This is a genomic window from Arthrobacter russicus (assembly GCF_031454135.1).
GTDB lineage: Bacteria > Actinomycetota > Actinomycetes > Actinomycetales > Micrococcaceae > Renibacterium > Renibacterium russicum.
This window is the reverse complement of sequence record NZ_JAVDQF010000001.1, coordinates 2,062,503-2,086,789: the sequence shown is the minus strand read 5'-3', so window position 1 is coordinate 2,086,789 and position 24,287 is coordinate 2,062,503. Positions and strand designations below refer to the sequence as shown.

The window sequence follows — 24,287 nt, the reverse complement described above, 5'->3', positions numbered from 1 at the left end:
CAGCCCAGGCCGCAAAAGGAGTCGTGGTTCGGTTTTACTGCTTAGCCTGATGGCCTTACTGATGCTCGCCCCCTTTATCTGGACCGCCTTGTCGGTGACTAAACCGACCGATGTGGCCTTCGCCAACCCGCCGGTCTTCACGGGCTACACCCCGACGTTCGAAGCTTTTGTCGACCTCTGGGAAACCACGTATTTTGCCGAGTACCTGGTGAACACCATCATGGTTGCGGTGATGTCCACGGTCGTGGCGTTGGTGATCGGCATTCCGGCTGCTTATGCCTTGTCGCGTTATCCTGGCTATGTTTCGGCGATCCTGTTGATCATCGCGCTCATTTTTCGGTCACTGCCGCGTTTTTCGGTGGTGTTGCCGATGTACGAGATCAGCAAGGCGCTCGGGATATACGACACGAGTTTCGCTTTGGCAGCGGCCCTGGTTGCGATCAATCAGCCGTTCACCATCTGGCTTCTGCGGAACTTCTTCGCGGAGATCCCGAAGGAACTCGATGAAGCGGCGATGATCGATGGCTGCACCCGGTTGAGCATGCTCCGCCGGGTGATGATCCCATTGCTGCGTCCCGGCATCCTCACCGCCGGGATTTTCGTCTTCCTTTTGGCGTTCCAGGAATATCTGACTGCGCTCGTGCTCACCGATACGTCATCCAAAACAGTGCCGGTATTCATCACCACACAGCTCGGACAGACTCTTCCGATGCTGCAGCAGGCCGGTGCGGCGGCGATGCTGCTGACGCTGCCGGTAATCGCGATCGCCTTTATTGCCCAGAAGTACCTCGTTGCCGGGTTGAGCGACGGTGCGGTCAAAGGATGAGCCGATTCTTGCCCACAATGGACAAGGACCGGCTCTGCGACTCCGCCGTCTCCGGCGAACCGCTGGTTCTCCTGCCCGGAATGAACTGCACTCCGGATCTTTGGACCGGGTGCGGGCTGGTCGGTGCGATCACACCGGCGCTCGCGGAAACGACGGTCGACCGGCAAGTCGACCGATTGCTCGACAGCCTGCCCCGGCGCTTCGCCTTGGTCGGCTTCTCGCTCGGTGGGGTAGTCGCTATGTCGCTGTGCCGGCGCGCCCCAGAGCGGGTGGCTCGGCTGTGCCTCATGTCCACCAATGCGAAAGCGCCGACGCCTGCCCAGCGTGCCGGTTGGCAGTCCTGGCGCGATCGGCTGGCTGCTGCAGAGACGCCTTACAGCCTGCAACAAGGCATCCTCAGTGCCTTGTCGAGCGAGCCAGCCCGGTTGCGGGATCCCGATATTGCTGACCGGTTGCTCCGGATGGCCGACCACATCGGAGCCGGGCAACTGGACGCCCAGCTCCAAATGCAAGAGAGCCGGATCGACGAATCGCGGACGCTCGGCCTGCTCCGGATGCCGGTTTTGCTGATATCCGGAACGGCGGACGTCATTTGTCCCCCGGTATTCCATCAGGCTATTGCGGCAATCATTCCGGGGGCGCAACTGGCGTCCGTACGGGCCGGACACGTCGTTCCGATGGAGCGCCCCGGTGAAGTGGGCCGGTTGATCAAGCAGTGGGCGCGCTGATCACCGGGCATCTGCAGGTCTTGGCGCCAGCAGTCCCGCGAATTGCCTCATGAGCACTTGCGTCAGGTTGTATGCAACCATTTGCGCCCCGTCGGAATAGGCCGCCGCTGCCGCCTCGGCATCGCCGACGAGGTCCAGCCGCAGCGAACCGGCCGCAGCCAGGGCCGCATTGACCCGGCCTCGGGATTCCAACAGGGAAAGCTGCTCCGGGGTGCTTGAGGCGGCCAGGTCTGCGGCGCCGAGCATGATTCCGTCGATGCCCGGAACGGCCGCGATCTCCGCAACCGCCGCCACTGCGGTGGGGGATTCGACCATGGCGATCACCAGAGTCTCGGCTGCGAGCCTGGATTGGTGTGCCGCGGCGTCCACTCCGCCGTAACGGCCGGAACGGCCGTAGGTGGCGAAACCACGGTGCCCATGCGGCGGGTAGTGCGTCGCCGCGACCAATTGTGCCGCCTGGGCTGGGCTATCCACATGTGGTGCCACGATCCCTGTCGCTCCGTGGTCCAATGAGCGCAGAATCAGTGCCTCTTCTCCGGTGCCGACACGGACCAGGACGTCGACGCCGTGCATTGCCGCAGCGGCGATGTGCTGCCGCAGAGCCACCACATCGGCCGGGCCATGTTCGCAGTCGATCAGAATAAAATCGAAGCCGGCGACGGCGAGCATTTCGACGAGCTCCTCGGCTGGAATCCGCAGCAGCACACCGCAGACGCGCTCTCCGGCCAGTACTCGCTGGCGCAAGGATCTCCGCTGGCCGTTCATGCGATCATCCCCGCGGAAAGGTCCACGTCCGCACCGGACAAGCCGGGCATGCCCAACATCGCCAGCACTGCGGCGCCGACCTCGGTTTCGGTCACCATCCGACCGAGCGCAGAACGTGACACAAAGGCCTCCATCGCGCTTTCATAACTGGTGCCGCTCCACTGCGCCTCGAGTCTGAAATTGCGCTCCATCCGGGGTCCTTCCACCGGGCCCGGGGAAAGCGTATTGACTTTGATTCCGGCCGATCCTACTTCGAAGGCCAGTGTGGAGCTGAGGCCGATGACGGCCATCTTCGAGGCGCAGTAAGGGGTGCGTCGAATCAAGGGTCGTTTACCGGAGACCGAAGCCAGGTTGATCACGTCCCCGGCACCGCGTCGGACCATGGCGGGAAGGAACGCCTGGCACATGAGGAAAGTGCCGCGCACGTTGATGCCGAAAACTTCATCCCATTCATCGACCGAGATGTCGATCATCGGCGCGACCGGACCGGCCACTCCGGCGTTGTTCACCAGAATCGAGATCTCCTGCTCCCGCAAGGTGGCTTCGAGCCTGGCTACTGAACCGGCGTCGGCCACATCCACGGTCCGCCAGTCTGCACGTTCGCCGAATACCTCCGCGAGCTTGCGGACGGGTTCGGCCCGGCGGCCGGCGAGCACCACCTTGGCACCGGCTCCGTGCAGCGCGCGGGCGATCGCCGCGCCGAGTCCGGTACCGCCTCCGGTGATCAAAGCGGTTCGTCCGGTCAGACGGGTCATTTTCCCGACCCCCTCGGCGCATCTGCCAGTGCTTGCGTTATCCAGTCGAAGTCGTCGCCCCCATGCCGCCAAGCGCGCACATCCCCCGCACGGGCATGCCCATCGAACAGCTCCACCCTGGCCGCCCGGCCGCAAACCCGACCGAGCTCCGCGGCCGAAACCGGGTTTTCAATGTATTGATATGTGGCGGTCTTGAGAAACTTTCCAACCCACAATCCACCGGTATACCGGGCGGCTCCGAGCGTGGGCAGCACATGATTGGTGCCGATGACCTTGTCGCCGTACGAGACGCAGGTGTTCTCGCCCAGGAAGAGGGCACCGTAATTGTGCATTTTCATCAGGGCGGCCGCCGGGTCGGCAGTGAATACCTGGACGTGCTCGGCAGCAAGCCGATTGCCCAAGGCATACGCCTGATCCAGGTCATCCACGACGATGACTTGGCCCCAGTCGCGCCAAGCCGGTTCAGCGAAGTCCTTGGTGGGCATGCCCGGGAGGATCCGTTCGATGTATTCGAGAACCCATTGGCCGAGCCGAGCCGAGGTGGTGACCAGAATCGCGGGGGAATCAGGGCCGTGCTCTGCCTGGGACAGGAGGTCTACCGCGATCAGAAACGGGTCGGCGTCGGCGTCGGCGATGATCAGGATTTCAGTCGGTCCGGCGAACAGATCGATACCGATTTCGCCGAACAGCTGGCGTTTGGCCTCAGCGACGTAAGCGTTTCCGGGGCCCGCGATCATATCGACCCGTTCCATCGACTCGGTGCCGAGTGCCATCGAGGCCACAGCCTGCACGCCGCCCAGGAGGTAGATTTCGTCCGCGCCGGCGAGCTTCATCGCGGCGATGGTCGCCGCTGGGACTTCGCCTCGGATTGGTGGCGTGCATGCCACGACGCGAGGCACTCCGGCTACCTTTGCGGTGATGATCGTCATGTGCGCCGAGGCAGTCAAGGGATACTTCCCGCCCGGAATGTATGAACCTACGGCCTGTACCGGAATATGCCGGTGTCCGAGGAAGACGCCGGGAAGGGTTTCGATTTCGACGTCCTGCATGGAGGCTCTTTGCGCCCTGGCAAAAGTGCGGACCTGGTCCTGGACAAAAACGATGTCATCGATGATTTGCTGATCGAGGGTGTCCATGATTTCTGCGATGTGGGCTTCGGGGACCCGGAACGAGGCCGCAGTCTGCCGGTCGAAGAGTTCGGCGTATTTGCGGACGGCTTTGTCGCCCTCGCTTCTTACCTCGGTGATGATTTGTCGAACCCGATCCGCCACTTCCGTGTGGCCGGTGTCGGCGAACGATTTGGACGACGCATGTTTCAAGTGCTGAACCATGGACTCTCCTTACTAGACAGACATACGTATGCAAGATTCTATGAATTGGATCTGTAGAGGTCAAGGGCTAAGCACCTGATAAACTTCGCACGCCCAATCTTCAGGAGGGACAGATGGTCGTCACGAGCCGTGATGTCGCACGCTTGGCCGGTGTTTCACAACCGACGGTTTCGCGCGCCTTGCGCGACGATCCGCGAGTGTCCCAAGCGACGAAGAAGCGGATTAGAGAAGCTGCCGAGCGACTGGGCTACGTTCCGAGTGAGGCGGGGCGCGCGCTCTCCAGTGGTCGCACGCGCCGGATCGGCCTGTTGCTGACCGACCTCGAGAATCAGTTCTATTCGCACATCATCGCGCCTGCCCATGAACAGCTCCAGTCGCGCGGCTATCAGCTGATGCTGCACACGGAGGCAGTGGATACCGAGACTGTTGCCGAACGCCTCATTTCCAACGGCCTGGACGGGGTCCTCTTGGCGACTTCGAAGGTCGATTCGGTGGTGCCGTTGCGGCTACGCGACCGTGAACTCCCTTTCGTCTACTTCAACCGCACGTCCTCGTCCGTTCAAGCGGATTCGGCGGAGGTTGATCCGATTCCCGGGATGGTCCAAATGGCGGACGCCCTCTTCGAGCGCGGGCATCGACGGATCGCCGCCATCTTCGGCCCTGCTGATACCAGTACCGGAGTCGGCCGCGAACTTGCCTTGCGGGAAGCCCTCGCCCGGCATGGCATTTCGCTTTCCGCCGAGTACGTGCATCGGGGTCCTTTCGACACGATGACCGGGTTCACCGCGACGCGAGCCCTGTTGGAGGCGGCGCAGCCACCGACGGCCATTGTCTGTGGGAATGACGTTGTCGCTTTCGGTGCGCTCAATGCGGCCCGCTGCATCGGGGCCGAGGTCCCGGCAGATGTGTCGATTATCGGGTTCGACGATTTGCCTGCCGCTTCGTGGCCGATCATCCGGTTGACTACGGTGTCCTTCGATTTGGAGGCAATGGTGCGCCGGGCGGCGGATCTTTTGGTCCGACGCATCGAAGAGCCCGATCGGCCTGTGGAGCAATGCAAATTCCGATCCGAGCTGGTTGTCCGAGACACGCTGGGCAGTATCTCCTAAGCAGTTCGTGACCGGGGCCAGGGATATCCTTGCAAGCATAATTGCATACGCATACACTAATCGTGTCCGCTAGTTTCTGTCCGCCGAAAGCGAGCAAGTATGCCCCTCGATCCGGTTGCCTATCACCCATACCAGAATCCTGACGATTTCATCCGGGAGGTCACCGACCTCATTTGGGTCGAACGCCAGATCGGGTTCATCCGGGAGAACTATGAGCCGAATTCAATCGTGCACGGCTCGTACGGTACTTCGACCTCGCGCCAGGAAGTCATCGAGGGATGCCTGATGCGAATCTCGGACGCACCCGAACACATCGGACAAGCAGGCGATGTGGTTTGGGAAGCGCGTGGCAATGATGCATTCCTCAGTTCGCACCTGGTGCTCTCCGGCGAAACCGGTTACAAGGTGGTGGGTAAAACGATTGCCAATTGCCTTTACCGACGGGGCAGGATGGTCGAAGAATGGGTTGTCCGTGATGAACTTGCACAGACCTTGGCCCTGGGCCTCGACCCGAGCGAAGTGGCACGAACCAAGAGTTTTCGCGGTTACACCGGTTCATTTGCGCAACCCGGACCAGTGGATGTCATTGCCGCCGGGGATTCTGGTCCCCGACCGGACGATTACCGCAGAGAAGTCGAGATTGTTCTGGCAATGATTCAACAAGTCTGGAACGACCGGGACCTGAAACAGGTCGATGAGTTTTTCCTGAGGGACCTCACCCTGCACACCATCGGCAATGAGCTGGTCATCCGGCCGGAGGGGTACCGGCGGCGATTGCTGCACTTCCTCGACGCATTCCCCTCTGGGCAGTTTGAGGTCCGCGACATTCAGACCCAGGACGCGGTCCGATATGGGGGCCTGCGCATTGCAGTGACTTGGAAATTCACCGGCGCCTATAACGGAAGGGCGCGCTTCGGCGCAACCACCGGTAGTCCCGTGGAAATCCTGGGCATCTCGCAGTTCCTGTTCCACGATGGACGGATCTCCCGAGAAATCAAGTTGTGGGATGACATTGCGGTGCGTGCGCAAATCAACGCCGCACGTGGCGATGGGCCGGAGCCCAACGCGAATATTTACTGATCGATTCACTGACCAGAATTCAAGGAAGGACCATTATGAGCAATCTCATCAACCGTCCCGAAGGGCGCCTCGACAGCGCCGAAATTGCACGTCGAACGATTCGCCGCGCGGACTGGGTGGCCTGCAACGCGGCATTCATCGACTGCCGTACTCCGGGTTCCGATCAGAAAGAGAATTACGCCTTCGTCGGACCCGGCGTTTCGCAGAATCCCAATCAATACGTAAATTTGGCGGAGCCCCACGGCTTCAATACCGGTGCCGCCGGAATGCCACGAGGGATCAGCAACAATTTGCATCTGCACTTCACAGCTGAGGTTTTCATCAACCTGGGCGGTGAATTCAGACTGCGTTGGGGGGTCGACGGGAAACAGGGAGAATATATTGCCAAAGACGGAGATATTGTCTCGATACCCACTTGGATTTTCCGGGGATTCACCAATGAAGGCTCGGACGAGGGGATACTTTACACCGTGCTCGGCCACGATGAGACCGGCGGAATCATCTGGGGTCCATCGGTGCTGCGGGAGGCGGAATCTTATGGGCTTCACCTGACCGCGGACAATCGCCTCATCGACACGGTTGCCGGCGACACGCTTCCGACGGACGTTGCCTTGATCAAGCCGATGGAGCAGGAATACATCGACGAATTGACCGATTATTCTGCCGAAGACATGCGTTCTCGAGTGGTGCAACCCAATGACCGGGTTTACAGTCGCCGGGGACTTCTTTGCAACGGCCTGCCCGCCGGCGGTGCCGAACTCAGCCTGGCCATTGGCTATGGCATGTCTGAAGACCGCCGCCAGGTTCCGCCGATTCATGAGCCGCACAGTTTTAACATCGCTTGGTTGCGGGCGCGGCCCGCGGAAGGCCTGCTGCGCCACCGTCATGACCGCCCCCAAGTTGTGCTGGTCAAGAGCGGGCGATGGCTCGTGACGCTTGACGCGGACGGAGGCTCGGCGGTGGAGCTGGGCCCTTCGGATTCTTTGTCGGTTCCAGCGGACGTATGGCGTGAACTGCGCTGCCTCGAAGCTGGCAGCTCGGCAGCCACCGAGGGTACCGGGGAAGTCCTGGTGATCAATCCCGGTGATGGTCGAGTCCGTTTGGAGTGGGCTCCCGAAGTAGTCACCGCAGCACGGGCGGCGGGCTGGGTCCTCGACCCCAACGGCTATTTGGCACCGGCTGCGGTCATGGCTGGTGCGGCGGAAGACGACTGAAGCCGGTCACCGGCGCCGGGTCAGGAGCCAGGTACGTTCCAGTGCTGAGGACGTCAGAGTTGTTCGCCCGGATGCATGTCGATGGCTTAGCGCTCGCGCTTGCCTCGGAACGCCCGCACCAGCGTGCGCAGTCCGAACACGAAGCCGCCAAGCGCCAGGGTATAGCCGAAGAACGTATACAGCCGCAGATTCGGCGCCAGCATCGGCCCGGTGTCGAGGCCCACCAGCACGATGCTGCCGATCACCGCGGCGATTGCGATCAACGCCACGATCCCTTCGTGCGCCAAGGAGGTCAGGAAGCTCCGGTCGCCGGCATCGGAGAACTGCCGGACGCGCACCTGCAGGGTTCCCTGTTCGATCTTCTCGCTCAAGCTGCTCAGATTCCCCGGCAGCCGCTGCAACGCGGAGACCAGGCCGATCGCGTTCGAGGCCAGCAGGTGCTTCAACGACTCGGCTGAGTACATCGAGGCCAACAAGGACGAGGACTGCTTCTGCGCCTCGGCGATCACGTCGAAGCCCGGCTCGATCAGCTTGATCGAACCTTCCAGCGCCCCGATTGCCCGCAGTGCGGCGGCAAGCTGAGCCGGTACACCCAGCGCGTGCTGCTGGACCAGACGGAACAGCCGGGTCACCAAGGACGACGTCGATCCGCCCAGGTAGGTGAGCAGCACGCCCAGATCCCGTTCGAACTGCCTCCGATCCAGCTCCGGGGGTGGATCCAGCATTTCCAGCAATCGCTCGGCCGCCGCCACATTGTCCTCAGCCTTGACCGCAACCAGGAAGCCGGCCAACGAAGTCCGGGTGTCCTTGCCGAGCCTGCCCACCGATCCGAAGTCCAGCAGCGCCAGTTCGCCGGAGGCCAGCAGCAAGATGTTCCCCGGGTGCAGGTCCGCATGGAACACTCCGGAGACCACTACCTGGGCCAGCACGCCGCGCAGCAAGGACTCCGCCAGGCGTTGCCGCTCCGGCGCCGGAACCGCACTGAAATCGGCTTCGCCGAGTGGCACGCCGTCGAGCCTTTCCATCACCAGAACCCGCTTCGAGGAGAGCTCGGGGTAGACCGTCGGAATCCGGATCGTGGAAGCGCCGGAGGCAATCGTCCGCATGCTCTCCAGCTCGGCGGTGTAGTCGAGTTCTTCACGCAGCGAATCGGCGAATCCGCTCGCCAGCGCCTTGACGCCGAGGGCTTTGCCCCAGCCGGTGCGGTTTTCCAGAGTCCCTGCGAACCGTTCGATGATGTCCAGGTCCACAGTGACTTGGGCCAACGCCTGCGGACGCTGCACTTTGACCACGACGGCGTCCCCGTTCGGCAGTACCGCAGCATGCACTTGCGCCACCGATGCCGAGGCGAGCGGTTCGGTGCTGACCGAGGCGAATACCTGGTCCACAGGAGCGCCGAGGGCGGCGGCCAGGGCCGGTTCCAGATCCGTCCAGTTCTCCGGCTCCGCCCGGGTCTGCAGCACGGACAGTTCGGAAATATATTCCGCAGGGAGCATATCTGCCCGGGTGGACATTGTCTGGCCGAGTTTGATGAAGCTCACGCCCGCTTGGTTCAAGGTTTTGGCCAGCGCCCGGGCAGTGCGTGTGGCCTCCGGGGTCCCCGACTGGATGGCGCGGGCGCCGACCGGGCGCAGCAGTCCATTCCGGATCGCCAGGGCGGCCACCCGGAAGTAACGCCGGCGGCGGGCCTTGGACGCGCGCCGGGCCCGGAAGTAAGCCAAGGGCGTGGGAATGGATCCGGTGGGCCAGAGCACTTCGACCAGGACCAGAAGCCCGATGCCGAAGGCAAAAGCCCAGGCGAAGGACAGCACCACGATCAGCGCGGCTGCGCCCAGGGCGGACGGAGACAGTTCAGTGCCGGCGCTCAACCCCGAGGTCGAGGCGAAGAGGGTCGCCACCGGGGCCCCGGCGGCGTAGACGATCAATCCGACGACGATCGAACGCGGCCAGCCGATAGGCACGCCGAGCAGCCGCCGAGCCAGAAATCCGGCGCTGAAGGCGAAAAGGCCAATCGTGACGATCCAGGCCGGAATGCTCAGCAGGGCTTCATTCAAGGATGTCTCCACGCTCATGGTTCCGCCCGGTTGCGAGGGTCTTTGCCGAGCAGGTCTTTGGCCCAGTGCCGGGCAGTCCGTGCGGCGTGCGCGCCGTAGCGCACTGCGAGTTCCGGGGCGCCGAGCTTTGCGGCTTCTTGCGGGTCGGGGAGCGGGCCGTCCGGCAGCGCCGCGGCGAGCGTCCGGTCCAGCTGGGCCTGGATTCGACGGCGCTCGGCCTGCAGCCGGGCGAGCAGTCCGGAATCGCGGCCGGCCGGCCCGCCCTTCGCGGCGAAGAAGAGTTTGGCCAAGGCCTCGTCCCGGATCTTCAATGGCTCCGACGGTGCGGTGAACCATTGCTGCAGCGCCTGCTGGCCCGCCTCGGTCAACGACCATTGCTGCTTGGCCCGGGGGCCTTCGGCCGCGCCTTGGGCTTGGATGAATCCGAGTTCGGCCAAGTTCTGCAGCTGCGGGTAGAGCTGGCCGGGGCTGACGCCCCAGAACTCGGCGATCGATTCCCGGGCGGCGCGCAGGATTTCGTATCCGCTCTGCGATTTCAGTGAGAGATAGCCCAGGATCGCCCAAGCAGTCGGGGTCAAAGCCGGCGGTTCGTTACCCGGCTGGGATTCGGTGCTCGGCTCGGACATCGGACTCCTCAACATATATATCTGAAAGATATATCCATCCGTGCTGCCTGGCAATATCCCCGGACTGGTCGGCTGCAAGAACCTGTCAGGGTTTTCTGGTTGAATCGGACTATGCCTTCCGCCATCGAACACATCCAAGACCTGGGCCGCTTCGTCGGCGCCTCGCCGTCGAGCTTCCACGCTGCTGCCGAAGCCGGGCGCAGACTGCTGGACGGCGGATTCTCGCCCTTGTTCGAGCGGGACCAGTGGCCCGGCGGGCCGGGCAAGTTCTTCACCATCCGGGACGGCGCGATCATCGCCTGGGTGGTGCCGGAGGCGGCAGCAGCAACCACCGGTTTTAATGTTCTGGGCGCGCACACGGATTCGCCGTCTTTCAAGCTCAAACCCAAGCCCAGCACCGGCCGGGCCGGCTGGTTGCAGGCCGGCGTCGAGGTTTACGGCGGCCCGCTGCTCAACTCCTGGCTGGACCGGGAACTGCGCCTGGCCGGCCGCCTGGTGTTGCGGGACGGCCGGACGGTATTGACCCAGACCGGCCCGCTGCTGCGGTTCCCGCAATTGGCGGTGCACTTGGACCGCGCGGTGAACAGCGAAGGCCTGCAGCTGGGCAAACAGCAGCAAATGAATCCGGTGTGGGGATTGGGCGAGGCTTCGGAGTCGGATTTGCTGGCCGTGCTCGCGGACGCCGCCGGGGTGCCGGCCGACCAGGTCGGCGGCTATGACATTGTGGCTGCGGATTGCCAGGAACCGGGTGTCTTCGGTGGGAACGGCGAGTTCTTCGCCTCGGGACGCCTGGACAACCTGAGTTCGGTGCATGCCGGGCTGAGCGCGTTGCTGGCTTTCGAGCCGCAGGCAGACGGCCCGATCGCGGTGTTCGCGGCCTTCGACCATGAAGAGGTCGGCAGCGGTTCGGCCTCCGGAGCTTCCGGACCGTTCTTGGCCGATGTGCTGCGCCGGATTTCCAATGGCCTGGCGGCGAGCGACGACCAGTGGCGGCGGGCCCTGGCCGCTTCGTTCTGCCTTTCCGCCGATGCCGGGCACGCCGTGCACCCGAACTATTCCGAACGGCATGATCCGGCGAACCGGCCGCAGCTCAATGCCGGGCCGTTGTTGAAGATCAATGCGAACCAGCGCTACGCCACGGACGCCACCGGTGCCGCAGCGTTCTCCAGGCTGTGCGCCGAAGCAAATATTCCGTATCAGGAATTTGTTTCGAACAACGATATTCCCTGCGGTTCGACGATCGGACCGCTGACCGCGACCCGACTGGGAATCCGTACCGTGGACGTCGGCATTCCGTTGCTGTCGATGCATTCGGCCCGGGAGATGTGCGGGGTCCAGGATCCGCGCCACCTGGCCCGGGTCACCGAAGGGTTCTTCGGTACCGCACTCTGATCGGCGGTCGGCGGCTCAAGCGGCCAGGCTCACCACCAGGTTGATCGTGGTGGCCAGGATTCCGGTGCCGAAGACGAAAGCGAGCAGGCTGTGCCGCAGGGCCGCCGAGCGCATGGCCCGGGTTTGGATATTGGTGTCCGAGACCTGGTAGGTCATGCCCAAGCTGAAGGACATGTAGGCGAAGTCCGTGTATTGCGGCGGTTCGCTCTGGTTGAAGTCGATGCCGCCGGGTTGGATCCGCCCGTCCGGGCCGCGGTTGGTGTAGTAGATTTCCGCGTACCGCAAGGTGTAGAGCGTGTGGACCATGAGCCAGGACAGCGCCGTGGTGCCCAGGGCCAATGCGGCCAGGACCAGTTTGGCCGGTCCGTCTGCGCCTTTGCCGTCGATCATCACGACCACGACGGCGGCCAGACTGGCCACCGCGGCGAAGGTGATCAGCAGGTTCGACGTGTCCCGGCGCGGATCCTCTTCGGTGGCATGCGCCGCCGTCGTACTTGCATCCATTCTGGCGATCGCCAGCCAGACCCAGAGGTCGTAGATTCCCGCGGCGACTGCCCAGGCGACTGCCGGTGCGTGCAGCCAGGAGTCGCCGAAGCCGGTGAGCAGCAGCGCGGCCAATGCGGCGCCGGCCATGACCAGGAAGCGCCGTCGGGCGATCCGGGCCCGTCGTGAGTGATTCTCCACGAACCGATCCTAGTCCCGGGTGCCGGGCGTTGACCCGAGGCGGGCCCGGCACCCGGCCCGCCGCCGCGAGCCGGCGCCCGGATGACCGATGATGACGTGGTTGCCCGAATCAACCGGATCCCGGACGTAGCATGTGGCCATGAGTGAAACCTCCACCGCACAAGTCCAATCGGTCAGCAGGCATGCACGTCAGATCATTGCCTCCGGGGTGGGCAATGCGGTGGAGTGGTACGACTGGTACATCTACAGCTTCCTGGCCGTGGTCTTCGCACCGCAGATCTTCGACGCCGGAGACCCGACCGCGGCGCTGCTTTCCGCCTTCGCGGTGTTCGCGGCGAGCTTCCTGCTGCGGCCGATCGGCGGATTGCTGGTGGGCAACCTTGCGGACCGGATCGGCCGGAAGCGCACCCTGGTGTTGACGATCGCCGCGATGGGGCTGGGTTCGTTGATCGTCGGGCTCACGCCCAGCTTCGCCGCGGCCGGAATCTGGGCACCGGTCATCCTGGTGCTCGGGCGTCTGATCTCCGGTTTGTCGGTGGGCGGCGAATTCGCCGCGAACACCGTGTTCCTGGTCGAGTCGGCGCCGGCGCACCGGCGGGGCTTCTATTCGTCCTTCCAATATGTCTCGACCACCGCGGGGCAATTGCTGGCCTCCGGGCTGGCCGCCTGGTTGCTGAACACGCTGAGCAAGGCCGATATGGAAGCTTGGGGTTGGCGCGTGCCGTTCCTGGTCGGCGCACTCCTGAGCCTGGTGGGATTGTGGATCCGCCGCGGCACCGAAGAGACTCTCGTGGTCAAAGCGGAAACCGCCCGGCCAGGGCTCTTCGACGCCTTGGCCAAATATCCGAAGCAGTCGCTGCTGATTGTCGGGATCACGATTTCCGGCACGATCCTCTACTACACCTGGACCACCTATCTGCCGACCTATGCGACCGGCAACGGGCCGTTCGAAGCCAAGGACTTCCTGATCATTTCCACGATCGGGCTGTTCTTCTTCATGCTGGTCCAGCCTCTGGTGGGCATGCTTTCGGACCGGATCGGCCGCCGGCCGTTGCTGATCGGCTCCGCGGGGATCTTCGCCGTCGGCATCGTGCCTGGCCTCTCGCTGGTTTCGCAATCGACCTTCGCGGGGGCGCTCGTGGTCACCCTGCTGGGCATGCTGGTGTTGAGCGGGTTCACCGCAATTTCCGCCGCGGTGAATGCCGAGACCATCCCGACCCATGTGCGCAGCGCCGGGATCGGCTTCCCGTATTCGCTCACCGTGGCGGTCTTCGGCGGCACAGCGCCGTTCGTCGGCACCCTGTTCAAAAGCTGGGGCGTGCCTGGGTTGTTCGGTTGGTACGTGGTGGCGCTCTGCCTGATCTCCTTGGCGGTCTACGTCTTCGCCTTGCGCGAAACTGCGTTCAAGCCGCTCCCCGACTGATCCAGATTCCGCCGAGTGGCCAGCTCTGCAGCTTAAACGCGGCTTTTAACCTGCAGAGCTGGCCACTCGGCAGGCTGGTCGCTTGGCGGGCCGGGTTTCCGGTATCATTGACAAGTCTGTGTTCGCACAGATTCGATGTGTTGCGTCTGCAGGTGTGCCAAGTGCACGCCGAATGCGCGGCAGGTCGACGCAAATGAACCTCCTGTTACGGAAATCCCGCAACCGCTTAGCCCAAAGGAGGTGGGTTCACATATGCGTCCTTACGAATTGATGGTAATCATCGACCCAGAGGTCGAAGAGCGTTCCGTCGAGCCATCGCTGCAGAAGTTCCTCAACGTGATCACCACAGACGGTGGAACCGTCGACAAGGTGGACATCTGGGGCCGTCGGCGTTTGGCTTACGACATCAAGAAGAAGTCCGAGGGTATCTACGCCGTGGTGAATTTCACCGCTGAGCCGGCTACCGCTCAGGAAGTCGACCGTCAGCTTGGCCTCAACGAGACCATTCTGCGCACCAAGATCATCCGCCCGGAAGACCAGAAGGTTGTCGCCGAGTAATTTCGGTGCACCGCTGATCTGAAGACTGTTGTCTTAAAGAACATCGTAGGAAGCAGGAGATATGGCCGGCGAAACCACCATTACCGTGATTGGCAACCTGACCAACGACCCGGAGTTGCGGTTCACGCCGTCCGGTTCGGCAGTCGCCAACTTCACCATCGCGTCCACGCCGCGTACTTTCGACCGCAATTCGAATGAGTGGAAGGACGGCGAAACGCTGTTCTTGCGCGCTTCGGTGTGGCGCGAAGCGGCGGAGAACGTGGCCGAGTCGCTGACCAAGGGCACCCGGGTGATTGTTTCCGGGCGGCTGAAGTCGCGCTCCTACGAAACCAAAGAGGGCGAAAAGCGCACTGTGATGGAGCTCGAGGTCGACGAGATCGGCCCCTCGCTCCGTTACGCCAATGCCAAAGTGAACCGTACCCAGCGCTCCGGCGGCCAGGGTGGCGGGAACTTCGGCGGTGGCGGGAACTTCGGCGGCGGACAGGCCAATAACCAGGGTGGCGGAAACTCCTCCTGGGGCGGCGCGCAGTCTGCACCAGCCGAAGACCCGTGGGCGACCCCCTCGGCCAACTCGGGTGGCTGGGGCGCCGGTCCGGATTCTTCCGAACCGCCGTTCTAATCTTCGGGTAGAGCACGAAACAAATCATTTGAGTGGGGCAGCCAGGGTCCCTAGGTGGCGCGCGAGCGACACGAAAGGGCCTGCCCCAATCCCCATCCCGTGGCGTGAAAAACCACGGGCTCCACGAGAAAAGGAGCTCCACGATGGCTAAGGCTGAAATCCGTAAGCCCAAACCAAAGTCCAACCCCTTGAAGGCCGCTGACATCACCGTCATCGACTACAAGGACGTAGCTTTGCTGCGCAAGTTCATCTCCGACCGCGGAAAGATCCGTGCTCGTCGCGTCACCGGCGTGACCGTGCAGGAGCAGCGCAAGATCGCCCAGGCGATCAAAAACGCTCGCGAAGTCGCTCTGCTGCCGTACTCCGGCGCTGGCCGCGGCTAAGCGACCGCAGAAAGTTAGGAGAAAACTACTATGGCAAAGCTCATTCTGACCCACGAAGTAACCGGTCTCGGTGCTGCGGGCGACATCGTCGAGGTGAAGAACGGTTACGCACGTAACTACCTTCTGCCCCGCGGTTTCGCGCTGACCTGGACCAAAGGCGGCGAGAAGCAGGTCGAGTCGATCAAGGCTGCCCGCACCGCCCGCGAGCACGCTTCGGTCGAAGCTGCCCAGGCCCAGGCTGCGAAGCTCTCCGCTTCGCCGGTGCTGCTCGAAGTGAAGGCCGGCGAATCCGGTCGGCTCTTCGGCACGGTCAAGGCCGAAGACGTTGCGAAAGCTGTTGAAGCTGCCGGTTTGGGCAGCATCGACAAGCGCAAGGTCGAGATTCCGGCGCACATCAAGAGCATCGGGAAGTACCAGGCAAACGTTCGTCTGCACGAGGACGTTTCCGCAGTCATCGACCTGAACGTCGTCGCAAGCAAGTAAGCGAACAGGGTCCCCTCAAGCCGAGTTTACGAGGCTTGGAGGGAAGTTCGCGAACCTAGGCCAGAGGCTCCGCCCGAGCGTGCGAGGGTGGAGCAGGTCTATTTGCGCAGGTTTCCGGACGCGCCAACGCGGCCTCGGGGTTCGCTGGATCTTCCAGCGGAATCGCGAGGCCGCGTTGCGTTTTAACCGCTGTTACGCTGGGCCGATGATCAGCCGCAGATTCAGCCAGGTCGACGTGTTTTCGAGCGAACCTTTCAAAGGCAACCCGGTCGCCGTCGTGCTCGACGCCGACGGCATGGACAGTGCTCAGATGCAGCAGCTGGCCAACTGGACGAACCTTTCAGAGACCACCTTCGTGTTCGCCCCGCAACACCCCGAGGCCGACTACCGGCTGCGGATCTTCTCCACCAGCGCCGAGTACCCGTTCGCCGGGCACCCTACCTTGGGTTCGGCACGGGCTTGGCTGGACGCTGGAGGGACGCCCAAGCAGACTGGCCGATTGGTCCAGGAATGCGGCGCCGGGTTGGTGGAGATCCGGCACGACGGCGGACGGCTCGCCTTCAAAGCTCCGCCGATGAGCCGCTTCGGTCCGGTGAGCGAGGCGGAACGTACTCAGCTTGCCCGGGGGCTGAGCCTCGCCCCGGAGCGGCTCCTCGAGGCCAGCTGGCTGGTCAATGGTCCGGAGTGGATCGGTGTCCGGTTGCAAAGCGCAGCGGAAGTGCTTGCCCTGGTTCCCGATTTCGAGGCCTTGGGCGAGCTCAAAGTCGGCGTCATCGGCGCGTGCCCGGAAGGCTCGGCGGAGCAGTTCGAAGTCCGGACCTTCATGGCCAAAGACGCGGTCCGGGAAGATCCGGTCACCGGGAGCTTCAACGCCGGTGCGGCGCAATGGCTGATCGGCGCCGGATTGGCTCCAGAGTCCTATATTGCGCGGCAGGGCACGGTTCTGGGCCGCGCCGGGCGGATCCACGTGGAATTGCTGGACGGTGAGGTTTGGATCGGCGGAGCCGCAACTTGTTGCGTCAGCGGGACCGTGCTGACGGAGTCCGGGCTCACAGCTGCGCAGTGACCATGGTGCCTTCGGGCCCGGTGTTCATCAGTTCGAAGCCTTCGCGCACCAGATCACCCAGGACCGCCGGGTCGGCGTCGGCCAAGGCGGTCAAGTAGAGGCAGCCGACGCCGGTTTTGTGCTTGCCCAATTCGGCCAGCCGGAGCCGGGCGGCGTCCGTGTTGATCAGCCCGTACAGCGCAAGGTTGGCTTTGCGCGGCGAGAATCCCACCGCCATCTGATCGCCCTCGCGTCCGCTCGGGTAGCGGTAGTGGTTCCAGCCGAAGCCGACCATGGAATTCCCCCACATCACGGCCGGAGCGCCGGTGGCCGCCTCGAAGAGCCGGAGCAGTTCGATCGCGTCAGCCCGCCGCTTCGGGTTTTCCACCCCATTGATGAATTCGGTGGCCGGGGCGTTCGTGGGCATGGTCAGGTTTGCGGCATTCATCGTGGGCAGACCCCTTCGGCCGGTTCAGAGATTGTCGGCGAATCGTTTCGAGGTGGCCAGGTCCCAGCCGGTCGACTGCCGGATCAATTTGATCGCCTGGATCTTCTGACCGGCGCGGACCATGGCTTGCGCCTGGGCATGGATATGCGGTGGAAGCTGGGCCGCAGGGGCTTGGGTGTACGCGGCGGTGGACTGCGCCGAGGTCAGATTCTGCGGTGCCGAGACTTTGGAGCTGTGCGATTTCGCGGTGAGTCCGCGCAGATACACGTCCGCGTCGGAGAGCTGGGCCCCCTTGCCTCGGCCGACCCGCAATGCCCAGATCAAGATCGCGAGCCCGGCAATGCCAATGATGACTACGATCAACCAATCCATGAACCGAGCTTAGTGCGCAGAATCGCCGGTGCCTAGCGATCGCGCGGGAGACCTGCGGTCGCAGTGACATCCATCACATCATCCTCGATGCCGAGCGGGCCAGGATCGCCCTGCATGCGCAATTCCGTGAGGTTGTCAACATGCAAGCTGTGGATGAAGGTTTCCGAAAAACTTCTTTTCCTCCACAGCGTGTGATTAGCAAAACAGCAGGTCAGAGCAACTATTTGTGGAAAAAAATCTTTCTGTCCACAACCTTGTCCCCAGCCTGTGCACACAACACGCCGCAGTATCCACAAGTTATCCACAAGTAGAGCCACAAGGCGGCTTGGCGTTGACCGGCACAGCGTCTAACGTTGCGAGGTACCCCCCGGTGAAGCCCCGCTACGGACAGGTTCTGCGGTTCGGAAGATTCGATCCGCGCAGCGTGCGCCAGGTGCTCCGCTGCGCGCGGTACGCCTGGGGGTTACCCAATATTGTCGGAGTGCAGCGGCACAATTGAGTAAAGATCCGCCGGCCGCGATGCCGATCGCAACCGGGCCGGCGGTCATGAGATTTTTGTGGAGAGAGAGCGTCGATGTCGGTAGCGGATCAGCAAGCGGACGTCGCGTCGTTGCGAGAGCCGGAATTCGCGCGGACGCCACCGCAGGACCTGGTTGCCGAACAAAGCGTGTTGGGCGGCATGCTGTTGTCCAAGGACGCGATTGCGGATGTGGTCGAAGTCCTCCGGGGGCAGGATTTCTACCGGCCCGCGCATGAGAGCATCTACGAAGCGGTGCTGGATCTCTATGGCCGTGGCGAGCCGGCCGACGCGGTCACCGTCTCGGATGAATTGACCAAGCGCGGCGAGATCTCGAAGGTGGGCGGTCCGGCCTATCTGCATCAACTGATCCAATCCGTGCCGACCGCGGCGAATGCCGGTTTTTACGCCCAGATCGTCGCCGAGCGGGCGGTTTTGCGCCGCTTGGTCAATGCCGGTACCAAAATCGTGCAGCTCGGATACGGCAACGACGGCGAGGTCGAGGACATCGTCAACGCCGCCCAGGCCGAGATCTTCGCAGTGGCAGAACGCCGGTCTGCGGAAGACTATGTTGCGCTGGGCGAAGTGATGGAATCCGCGATGGACGAGATCGAAGCGGCAGGGCATCGCGGCGAAGGCATGATCGGCGTGCCCACCGGGTTCTACGACCTCGATGAACTCACGCACGGCTTGCATCCGGGCCAGATGATCGTGATCGCGGCCCGTCCGGCAGTCGGCAAATCCACTTTCGCGCTGGACATCGCCCGATCGGCGGCGATCAAGCACAAAATGGCCACGGTGTTCTTCTCCCTGGAAATGAGCCGGACCGAAATCGCGATGCGTCTGATGAGCGCGGAAGCCACGATCCAGTTGCAGGACCTGCGCAAGGGCACGGTGAAAGACGAGCAGTGGGCCAAAATCGCCAAAGTGATGGGTCCGCTCAACGAAGCCCCGCTGTTCATCGACGACAGCCCGAACATGTCGCTGATGGAAATCCGGGCCAAGTGCCGTCGGCTCAAGCAGCAGCACGATCTCAAACTCGTGGTCTTGGACTATCTGCAGCTGATGTCTTCGGGCAAAAGGGTCGAGTCGCGGCAGCAGGAAGTCTCCGAATTCTCCCGCGCGCTCAAACTGCTGGCGAAAGAGCTCGGCGTACCGGTGATCGCGCTGTCCCAGCTGAACCGTGGTTCCGAGCAGCGCACGGACAAGAAGCCGATGGTCTCCGATCTGCGTGAGTCCGGATCCATCGAGCAGGACGCGGACATGGTGATCCTGCTGCACCGCGAGGACATCTACGACAAAGAGTCCTCCCGGGCCGGTGAGGCGGACGTGATCATCGCGAAACACCGTAACGGCCCCACCAAGACCATCGTGGTCGGCTTCCAAGGGCACTATTCGAGGTTCTCCAACATGGCGCCGGACAATGCCGGCGGGGCTTACTGATCCCGTCTGAGCTGGCAGCTGTCAGCCAACCGGACCGGCCGGGCGGTCCGCTACGCCGAGGAAATCGAGCAAGCCGGCCAACGGTGCCGGCACCTGGGCGGGATCGAGCGCTTCGACCAAGACCGCCCCGTAATGGATCTTGCGCCCGCTCGTAGTGCCCATGAAACGGTGCAATTGCTGTTCGATGCTGCGGCCTTGTTGCGCCGGTTGTTGCTGCAGGGTCTGCCATGGGCGCAGATCGCCCTGTTCCGCGATCACCTGCTGTACCCGGTCGACGCCCAGCGCGCGGATCAACTCCACTTCCAGATCGGTATCGCAGATGAAGAAGCCCAGCCGCTGCATCCAGTCCGGTCCGCGCTCGGCCGCAGCGGGATAGGCCCGCGCCAAGGCGCGGCGGAAATACCGGGCTTCGCCCAGATCGCAGAGACCGGCCAGGGTCAGTCCCAACCCTTCCGGACCGAGTAGGGCGCTGAACTTCGCAATATTGGTCACCCCGCCCATCGGAATCACGGCGATCCGCTCCGTCTCGAAATCCCGGCCGTGCCGCAGTGCCAGGGCTTCGACGGCGGCCTGGTCGCTGGCACCCTCGACCAGCACCACGGAGCGCACCCCGGAGTCGGAGCTCAACTGCCGGGCTACGCGCTGCGCGGGTCCAGCCGCTCCGCCGGCGCTCGCCCAGCTGATTGCGGCCGCGCTGAACTGGTTCATGGACGGGTGCTGCACCGGCGTCGGGCGCGCTGGTCCGCGTAACGGGATTCCAGCTGGGCTTTCCATGGCACTCAGTCTTGCACCTCCCGGGCTCGAATCGGCGGGTAAACTTCAGCTGTGCCCGCCGAACCGACCGGATTGGCCGCGCCCCGCCGCGGCAGCAATGCGCAGATCCTGAGATTGGCCGTTCCGGCTTTCGGAGCCTTGATCGCCGAGCCGCTTTTCCTGATCGCCGATTCGGCGATCGTGGGCCACCTGGGGGTCAACCAACTGGCCGGCGTCGGCCTGGCCGCCACACTGCTGCAGACTGCGGTCGGTTTGCTGGTCTTCCTGGCGTATTCGACGACCCCGGCCGTTGCGCGGCTGATCGGCGCGGGCCGGCACCGGGATGCGATCGCGGTCGGCCGGGACGGCATGTGGCTGGCCCTGGTCTTGGGCCTCGCATTGGCAGTCGTGGGTATTTTCAGCATTGAGCCATTGCTCACGGCGATGGGCGCGCAGGGCCAGGTCTTGGCGGAAGCGGGCAGCTATCTGCGCTTTTCGCTGCCCGGGATCCCCGCGATGCTCTTGGTGCTCGCGGCCACCGGAGTGCTGCGCGGGCTGCAGGATACCCGGACGCCGCTGTACGTCGCCGCGGCCGGCTTCGCGCTCAACGCGGGACTGAACTGGCTTCTGGTCTACCCGGTCGGATGGGGGGTGGCCGGTTCGGCGATCGGCACCTCGATCGTCCAGTGGCTGATGGCTGCGGTGTACCTGGTGATCGTGGTCCGCGCGGCCCGGCGGGAGAAGCTGAGTCTGGCGCCGCAGTGGAAGGCCGTGCTCAACCTGACTTCGGTCGGCGGCTGGCTGCTGCTGCGCACGCTCAGCCTGCGGATCGCGATTCTGGCCACCGTGCTGCTGGCGACCTCGCAAGGGCCGGCGAATTTGGCCGCGCACCAGATCGCGATGACGGTGTTCAACCTCCTGGCCTTCGCGCTCGATGCCTTGGCGATCGCCGCTCAGGCCCTGATCGGCAAGGAGCTGGGCGCGGGGAACCTCGTGGCGGTGCGTACGCTGACCCGGAAGATGCTGCTGTGGGGCCTGGGCTTCGGCGTGCTGACCGGTGCACTGGTATTCCTCGCTGCGCCCTGGGTCGGTTGGATCTTCACTGCGGACCGGGGCGTGCATGCCGCGCTGTCCGCCGCCTTGCTGGCGCTGGCGCTCGGCCAGCCGATTGCCGGATTCGTGTTCGTCCTGGACGGGGTGCTGATCGGCGCCGGAGATGCCCGTTATCTGGCGCTGGTCGGCGTGCTCTGCCTGGCCGGATATCTGCCGCTGCTGTTCTGGGTCGAAAGCTCAGGCGTCGAAGGCCCAGCCGCCTTGGCCTGGTTGTGGGCCGCCTTCGCCGGCGGCTATCTGCTGGCAAGGGCGGTGAGCCTGGGCCTGCGGGCCCGTACCGACGCTTGGCAGCGGACCGGCGCCTGAACCGGCGGGCCGGCCCGCCGGCCGCGGCGGCGGCCAGGTACCGGAACCGAATAGACTGGAGCGGCAAGCAGCTCATCGGATGGAGACGAAGTGACTTTGAACCGCGCCGATGCCGGGCGGCCAACGCCGGAACCCGGTTTGTGGAAACCTGTGCTGTTACGGGCGCTGATCGCTTTGGGGTTTGGATTGTTGACGGTTTTTTGGCCGGATGTGCCGTCGTTCGTCGCCGGAATCTATCTGATTTTCAGCGGCATCGCGGTGGTTTCACTCAATCTGGCGGTACAGCACGGGCTCAAGGGGTCTGCTTTGCTGCTGCGCACCGAGAGCATTGTCTTGGCGGCATGCGGAATCCTCGCGCTGGTCGCCCCGGGGGCCATCGCACTCGCGCTCGGTGCCGGGCTGTTGCTTTCCGGCGTGCTGGAAATCCTGCTCGGGCTGAAGTTCCGGCTGCAGACGGTGTTGGGCCGGGATTGGCTGATCACCGGCGGCGTCGCCGCACTGGCCGGAATCCTGTTGTTCGTCCTGGCCAACGGTTCACCGCGCGCGCCGCTCGGCGTGACTGGCGGCTCCGCCGTGATCATCGGCGTGGTGCTGGTCCTTGCCGCACTCAGCTACCGGCACGACGGCGCCCGGCCGATGCAGTCCGGTACGGCCGGTCGAGGCGGAAAACAATCTCTACCGGGCGTAGAATAAGTTCGGTACCCAAATAGCAACATTTCTGAAGGAGCGCTCGTGACCGACCAAGAAGGCAGCGGCAAGAAGCTGCGGACCTCGGTCAAGGGACCGCTTGTTTTCTCCGCAGTGCTCGGCCTGATCGCCGCGGTGATCACTACCGTGGTCGCTACCGGCGGTACCGGAAGGGACGCCAGCAACGGCCAACTCCGGGTGGTCCGCTTCGATCTCGGGCTGATCGCGTTCGGCATCACTTTCGTGGTGGCGCTGGTGATGTGCGCGATGCTCGCGATGAGCTACAAGGAAAATGCCGATCATCTCGGCAAAGGCTCGGGTGTGAGCCTGCGCTCCGAAGACCGGTTGAAGAAGTCGGTAAAGCCGGCCCCGGCCAGTTCACCGGTGGAGCCTGATCTGACCGAGCCGGCCGAGCCGTCGGAGTCCGCTGCACAGGCACCTGGCCCGGAGGATAAGCCGCGGCCCGAGTACAGCTAACCGGACCGCAATTTTTCGCGTATTGGAATACCGTACGCGCCGGAGGCGCGATGCAGAATCGAGCTGTCCGATCAGCGGTTCCGGAGCCCGCCGAGGCTGTCCCGGATCCGGGTGAACACCGCTTCGTCCACGGTGATGCCGGCGCGTCGCAGCACAATCGAGGCGGCCCCGGCCAAGCCGTCCTCCACCCGGGTGACCGCGACGCCGGGGAGCGCTTCCTGCACGGTCTGCAGCACCGGGGATCCGGCGCGCAGGATGCTGCCGCCGATCACCAGGGGCAATGCGGTTCCCTCCGGACGGACCGCGGCGAGGCTGTGCAGCAGCGCCCGGCCGGCCCGGCGCAGGATTTCCGCGGCCACCTGGTCGCCTTGTTCGGCGGCGTCGAACGCCAGGGTGGCGAAGCCGGCGAGTTGGATCGGCCGGAGCGCATAGATTTTCAACAGGAACGACTGCAGCTCGGCTGGCCGGCCTTCGATGCGCAAAGCCGAGCGCGGCACGGCCAGCTGTTCCAGCAGCGCTCCGGTCAGCATGGTCCGCGGCGCCCGCCCGTCCAGCGCGGCGGCGACCGCGAGGACTGCTTCATGGCCGATCCAATACCCCGAACCTTGGTCGCCCAGCAGCCAACCGAGGCCATCGGCCACGTGACTGGTTTCGAATTGCTCGACCCGGGCGCAGATGGCTCCGGTGCCGGAGACCAATGCAAAACCATCAGAATGATGAGTTCCGGATAAATACATAGCTAAAAGATCAGATTCGATCATCGCTTTATTCTGGAGGCCGTGTGCCCGAAGCGTTGACTGGATGCCGTCGAGCGGCACCTCGACGGAGCCGCCGGCCATCGCCAAAGCGGCCCCCTGGAGCTCGGGCCGGGGCTCGGAAAGCTCACCCAAAGCTTGTCGGGAGGCTTCGCTTACCGACTCGGTTGCCCGCTCCACCCCTGAAGAAATAGGGTTTCCAGGGCCGGCCTTGCCGAATCCGAGGCAATTGCCGAACTGATCGAGGACCGCTGCGCGGGTCGAGGTGCCGCCGGCATCCACGGCCAGGAAAAGTGCCACTGTAACCTACCTTTTACCTTCTGTGACTTGACACACAAGAG

Annotated in this window: 27 protein-coding genes; 16 read left to right on the top strand and 11 right to left on the bottom strand. The window is 63.8% G+C overall.

The window, feature by feature from the left end; genetic code table 11:
* The first annotated feature begins 61 nt into the window (after nt 1-61).
* Nucleotides 62-826 (top strand): carbohydrate ABC transporter permease, encoded by a 765-nt coding sequence (locus tag JOE69_RS09785; RefSeq protein ID WP_309798249.1) that lies wholly within the window; start codon nt 62-64, stop codon nt 824-826.
* A 17-nt stretch (nt 827-843) separates the two neighbouring features.
* Nucleotides 844-1,554: an alpha/beta fold hydrolase gene (locus JOE69_RS09780; RefSeq protein WP_309801246.1), complete on the top strand. Its 711-nt coding sequence runs from the start codon at nt 844-846 to the stop codon at nt 1,552-1,554.
* Here JOE69_RS09780 and JOE69_RS09775 read toward each other — a convergent pair whose 3' ends face one another.
* Genes JOE69_RS09775 through hisD form a run of 3 tightly spaced genes read right to left on the bottom strand, consistent with a single transcriptional unit; the run spans nt 1,555 to nt 4,405 of the window.
* Nucleotides 1,555-2,319: an HpcH/HpaI aldolase family protein gene (locus tag JOE69_RS09775; protein WP_309798247.1), complete on the bottom strand. Its 765-nt coding sequence runs from the start codon at nt 2,317-2,319 to the stop codon at nt 1,555-1,557.
* Entirely contained in the window at nt 2,316-3,074 is a 759-nt protein-coding gene (locus JOE69_RS09770; RefSeq protein ID WP_309798245.1) for an SDR family NAD(P)-dependent oxidoreductase, read from the bottom strand. Before JOE69_RS09770 ends, JOE69_RS09775 begins: the two co-directional genes overlap by 4 nt.
* Nucleotides 3,071-4,405, bottom strand: coding sequence for a histidinol dehydrogenase (gene hisD / locus JOE69_RS09765; protein ID WP_309798243.1), 1,335 nt, complete (start codon nt 4,403-4,405; stop codon nt 3,071-3,073). Before hisD ends, JOE69_RS09770 begins: the two co-directional genes overlap by 4 nt.
* A gap of 113 nt (nt 4,406-4,518) precedes the next feature.
* On the opposite strand from hisD, the gene JOE69_RS09760 reads away from it, so the two are divergent.
* From JOE69_RS09760 to JOE69_RS09750, 3 genes are all read left to right on the top strand, one after another.
* On the top strand, nt 4,519-5,514 hold the full coding sequence (locus JOE69_RS09760; protein ID WP_309798241.1) for a LacI family DNA-binding transcriptional regulator: 996 nt from the start codon (nt 4,519-4,521) through the stop codon (nt 5,512-5,514).
* A gap of 99 nt (nt 5,515-5,613) precedes the next feature.
* A complete protein-coding gene (locus JOE69_RS09755; protein ID WP_309798239.1) occupies nt 5,614-6,594 on the top strand; it encodes an ester cyclase in 981 nt (326 codons plus the stop codon).
* 35 nt (nt 6,595-6,629) lie between these two features.
* Nucleotides 6,630-7,808, top strand: a complete 1,179-nt coding sequence (locus JOE69_RS09750; RefSeq protein ID WP_309798237.1) for a cupin domain-containing protein — start codon at nt 6,630-6,632, stop codon at nt 7,806-7,808.
* A gap of 86 nt (nt 7,809-7,894) precedes the next feature.
* Here the strand turns inward: JOE69_RS09750 and JOE69_RS09745 are convergent, their stop codons facing one another.
* A complete protein-coding gene (locus JOE69_RS09745) occupies nt 7,895-9,880 on the bottom strand; it encodes an ABC1 kinase family protein (RefSeq protein ID WP_309798235.1) in 1,986 nt (661 codons plus the stop codon).
* A complete protein-coding gene (locus tag JOE69_RS09740) occupies nt 9,877-10,488 on the bottom strand; it encodes a helix-turn-helix transcriptional regulator (RefSeq protein WP_309798233.1) in 612 nt (203 codons plus the stop codon). The genes JOE69_RS09745 and JOE69_RS09740 overlap by 4 nt, the downstream gene beginning before the upstream one ends.
* Before the next feature lie 111 nt (nt 10,489-10,599).
* Between JOE69_RS09740 and JOE69_RS09735 the strand changes: the two genes are divergently transcribed.
* Nucleotides 10,600-11,880 carry a M18 family aminopeptidase gene (locus JOE69_RS09735; RefSeq protein ID WP_296362574.1) on the top strand — a complete coding sequence of 427 codons (1,281 nt, stop codon included), beginning with the start codon at nt 10,600-10,602 and terminating at the stop codon, nt 11,878-11,880.
* 15 nt (nt 11,881-11,895) lie between these two features.
* Here the strand turns inward: JOE69_RS09735 and JOE69_RS09730 are convergent, their stop codons facing one another.
* On the bottom strand, nt 11,896-12,564 hold the full coding sequence (locus JOE69_RS09730; protein ID WP_309798231.1) for a DUF1345 domain-containing protein: 669 nt from the start codon (nt 12,562-12,564) through the stop codon (nt 11,896-11,898).
* A gap of 139 nt (nt 12,565-12,703) precedes the next feature.
* Here JOE69_RS09730 and JOE69_RS09725 point away from each other — a divergent pair, with 139 nt between their 5' ends.
* From JOE69_RS09725 to JOE69_RS09700, 6 genes are all read left to right on the top strand, one after another.
* Nucleotides 12,704-13,987, top strand: a complete 1,284-nt coding sequence (locus JOE69_RS09725) for an MFS transporter (protein ID WP_309798229.1) — start codon at nt 12,704-12,706, stop codon at nt 13,985-13,987.
* A 252-nt stretch (nt 13,988-14,239) separates the two neighbouring features.
* Nucleotides 14,240-14,545, top strand: a complete 306-nt coding sequence (gene rpsF / locus JOE69_RS09720) for a 30S ribosomal protein S6 (RefSeq protein WP_296362577.1) — start codon at nt 14,240-14,242, stop codon at nt 14,543-14,545.
* Nucleotides 14,546-14,606: 61 nt separating this feature from the next.
* Nucleotides 14,607-15,164 carry a single-stranded DNA-binding protein gene (locus JOE69_RS09715; RefSeq protein ID WP_309798226.1) on the top strand — a complete coding sequence of 186 codons (558 nt, stop codon included), beginning with the start codon at nt 14,607-14,609 and terminating at the stop codon, nt 15,162-15,164.
* A gap of 143 nt (nt 15,165-15,307) precedes the next feature.
* Entirely contained in the window at nt 15,308-15,547 is a 240-nt protein-coding gene (rpsR, locus tag JOE69_RS09710; protein ID WP_010144869.1) for a 30S ribosomal protein S18, read from the top strand.
* Nucleotides 15,548-15,577: 30 nt separating this feature from the next.
* On the top strand, nt 15,578-16,030 hold the full coding sequence (gene rplI / locus JOE69_RS09705) for a 50S ribosomal protein L9 (protein ID WP_296362582.1): 453 nt from the start codon (nt 15,578-15,580) through the stop codon (nt 16,028-16,030).
* Nucleotides 16,031-16,235: 205 nt separating this feature from the next.
* Nucleotides 16,236-17,096 (top strand): PhzF family protein, encoded by an 861-nt coding sequence (locus JOE69_RS09700; protein ID WP_309798211.1) that lies wholly within the window; start codon nt 16,236-16,238, stop codon nt 17,094-17,096.
* On the opposite strand, the gene JOE69_RS09695 is transcribed toward JOE69_RS09700, so the two are convergent.
* The 3 genes from JOE69_RS09695 to JOE69_RS09685 are packed head-to-tail and all read right to left on the bottom strand — an operon-like array spanning nt 17,080 to nt 18,200.
* On the bottom strand, nt 17,080-17,523 hold the full coding sequence (locus tag JOE69_RS09695; RefSeq protein WP_309798209.1) for a DUF1801 domain-containing protein: 444 nt from the start codon (nt 17,521-17,523) through the stop codon (nt 17,080-17,082). The genes JOE69_RS09700 and JOE69_RS09695 overlap by 17 nt on opposite strands.
* 24 nt (nt 17,524-17,547) lie before the next feature.
* Entirely contained in the window at nt 17,548-17,895 is a 348-nt protein-coding gene (locus tag JOE69_RS09690) for a hypothetical protein (RefSeq protein ID WP_296362587.1), read from the bottom strand.
* Between the two features lie 32 nt (nt 17,896-17,927).
* A complete protein-coding gene (locus JOE69_RS09685; RefSeq protein WP_309798207.1) occupies nt 17,928-18,200 on the bottom strand; it encodes a hypothetical protein in 273 nt (90 codons plus the stop codon).
* Between the two features lie 269 nt (nt 18,201-18,469).
* Here JOE69_RS09685 and dnaB point away from each other — a divergent pair, with 269 nt between their 5' ends.
* Nucleotides 18,470-19,855, top strand: a complete 1,386-nt coding sequence (gene dnaB, locus JOE69_RS09680) for a replicative DNA helicase (protein ID WP_296362588.1) — start codon at nt 18,470-18,472, stop codon at nt 19,853-19,855.
* Between the two features lie 21 nt (nt 19,856-19,876).
* Here the strand turns inward: dnaB and JOE69_RS09675 are convergent, their stop codons facing one another.
* Nucleotides 19,877-20,629 carry a TOPRIM nucleotidyl transferase/hydrolase domain-containing protein gene (locus tag JOE69_RS09675; protein ID WP_309798204.1) on the bottom strand — a complete coding sequence of 251 codons (753 nt, stop codon included), beginning with the start codon at nt 20,627-20,629 and terminating at the stop codon, nt 19,877-19,879.
* Nucleotides 20,630-20,680: 51 nt separating this feature from the next.
* Between JOE69_RS09675 and JOE69_RS09670 the strand changes: the two genes are divergently transcribed.
* The 3 genes from JOE69_RS09670 to JOE69_RS09660 all read left to right on the top strand — a co-directional run bounded on the left by JOE69_RS09670 (nt 20,681) and on the right by JOE69_RS09660 (nt 23,191).
* Nucleotides 20,681-22,027 (top strand): MATE family efflux transporter, encoded by a 1,347-nt coding sequence (locus tag JOE69_RS09670; protein WP_309798202.1) that lies wholly within the window; start codon nt 20,681-20,683, stop codon nt 22,025-22,027.
* A gap of 90 nt (nt 22,028-22,117) precedes the next feature.
* Entirely contained in the window at nt 22,118-22,720 is a 603-nt protein-coding gene (locus JOE69_RS09665; RefSeq protein WP_309798197.1) for a hypothetical protein, read from the top strand.
* 39 nt (nt 22,721-22,759) lie between these two features.
* Entirely contained in the window at nt 22,760-23,191 is a 432-nt protein-coding gene (locus tag JOE69_RS09660) for a hypothetical protein (protein WP_309798196.1), read from the top strand.
* A gap of 71 nt (nt 23,192-23,262) precedes the next feature.
* On the opposite strand, the gene JOE69_RS09655 is transcribed toward JOE69_RS09660, so the two are convergent.
* Nucleotides 23,263-24,246 carry an N-acetylglucosamine kinase gene (locus JOE69_RS09655; RefSeq protein WP_309798194.1) on the bottom strand — a complete coding sequence of 328 codons (984 nt, stop codon included), beginning with the start codon at nt 24,244-24,246 and terminating at the stop codon, nt 23,263-23,265.
* Nucleotides 24,247-24,287: the final 41 nt, after the last annotated feature.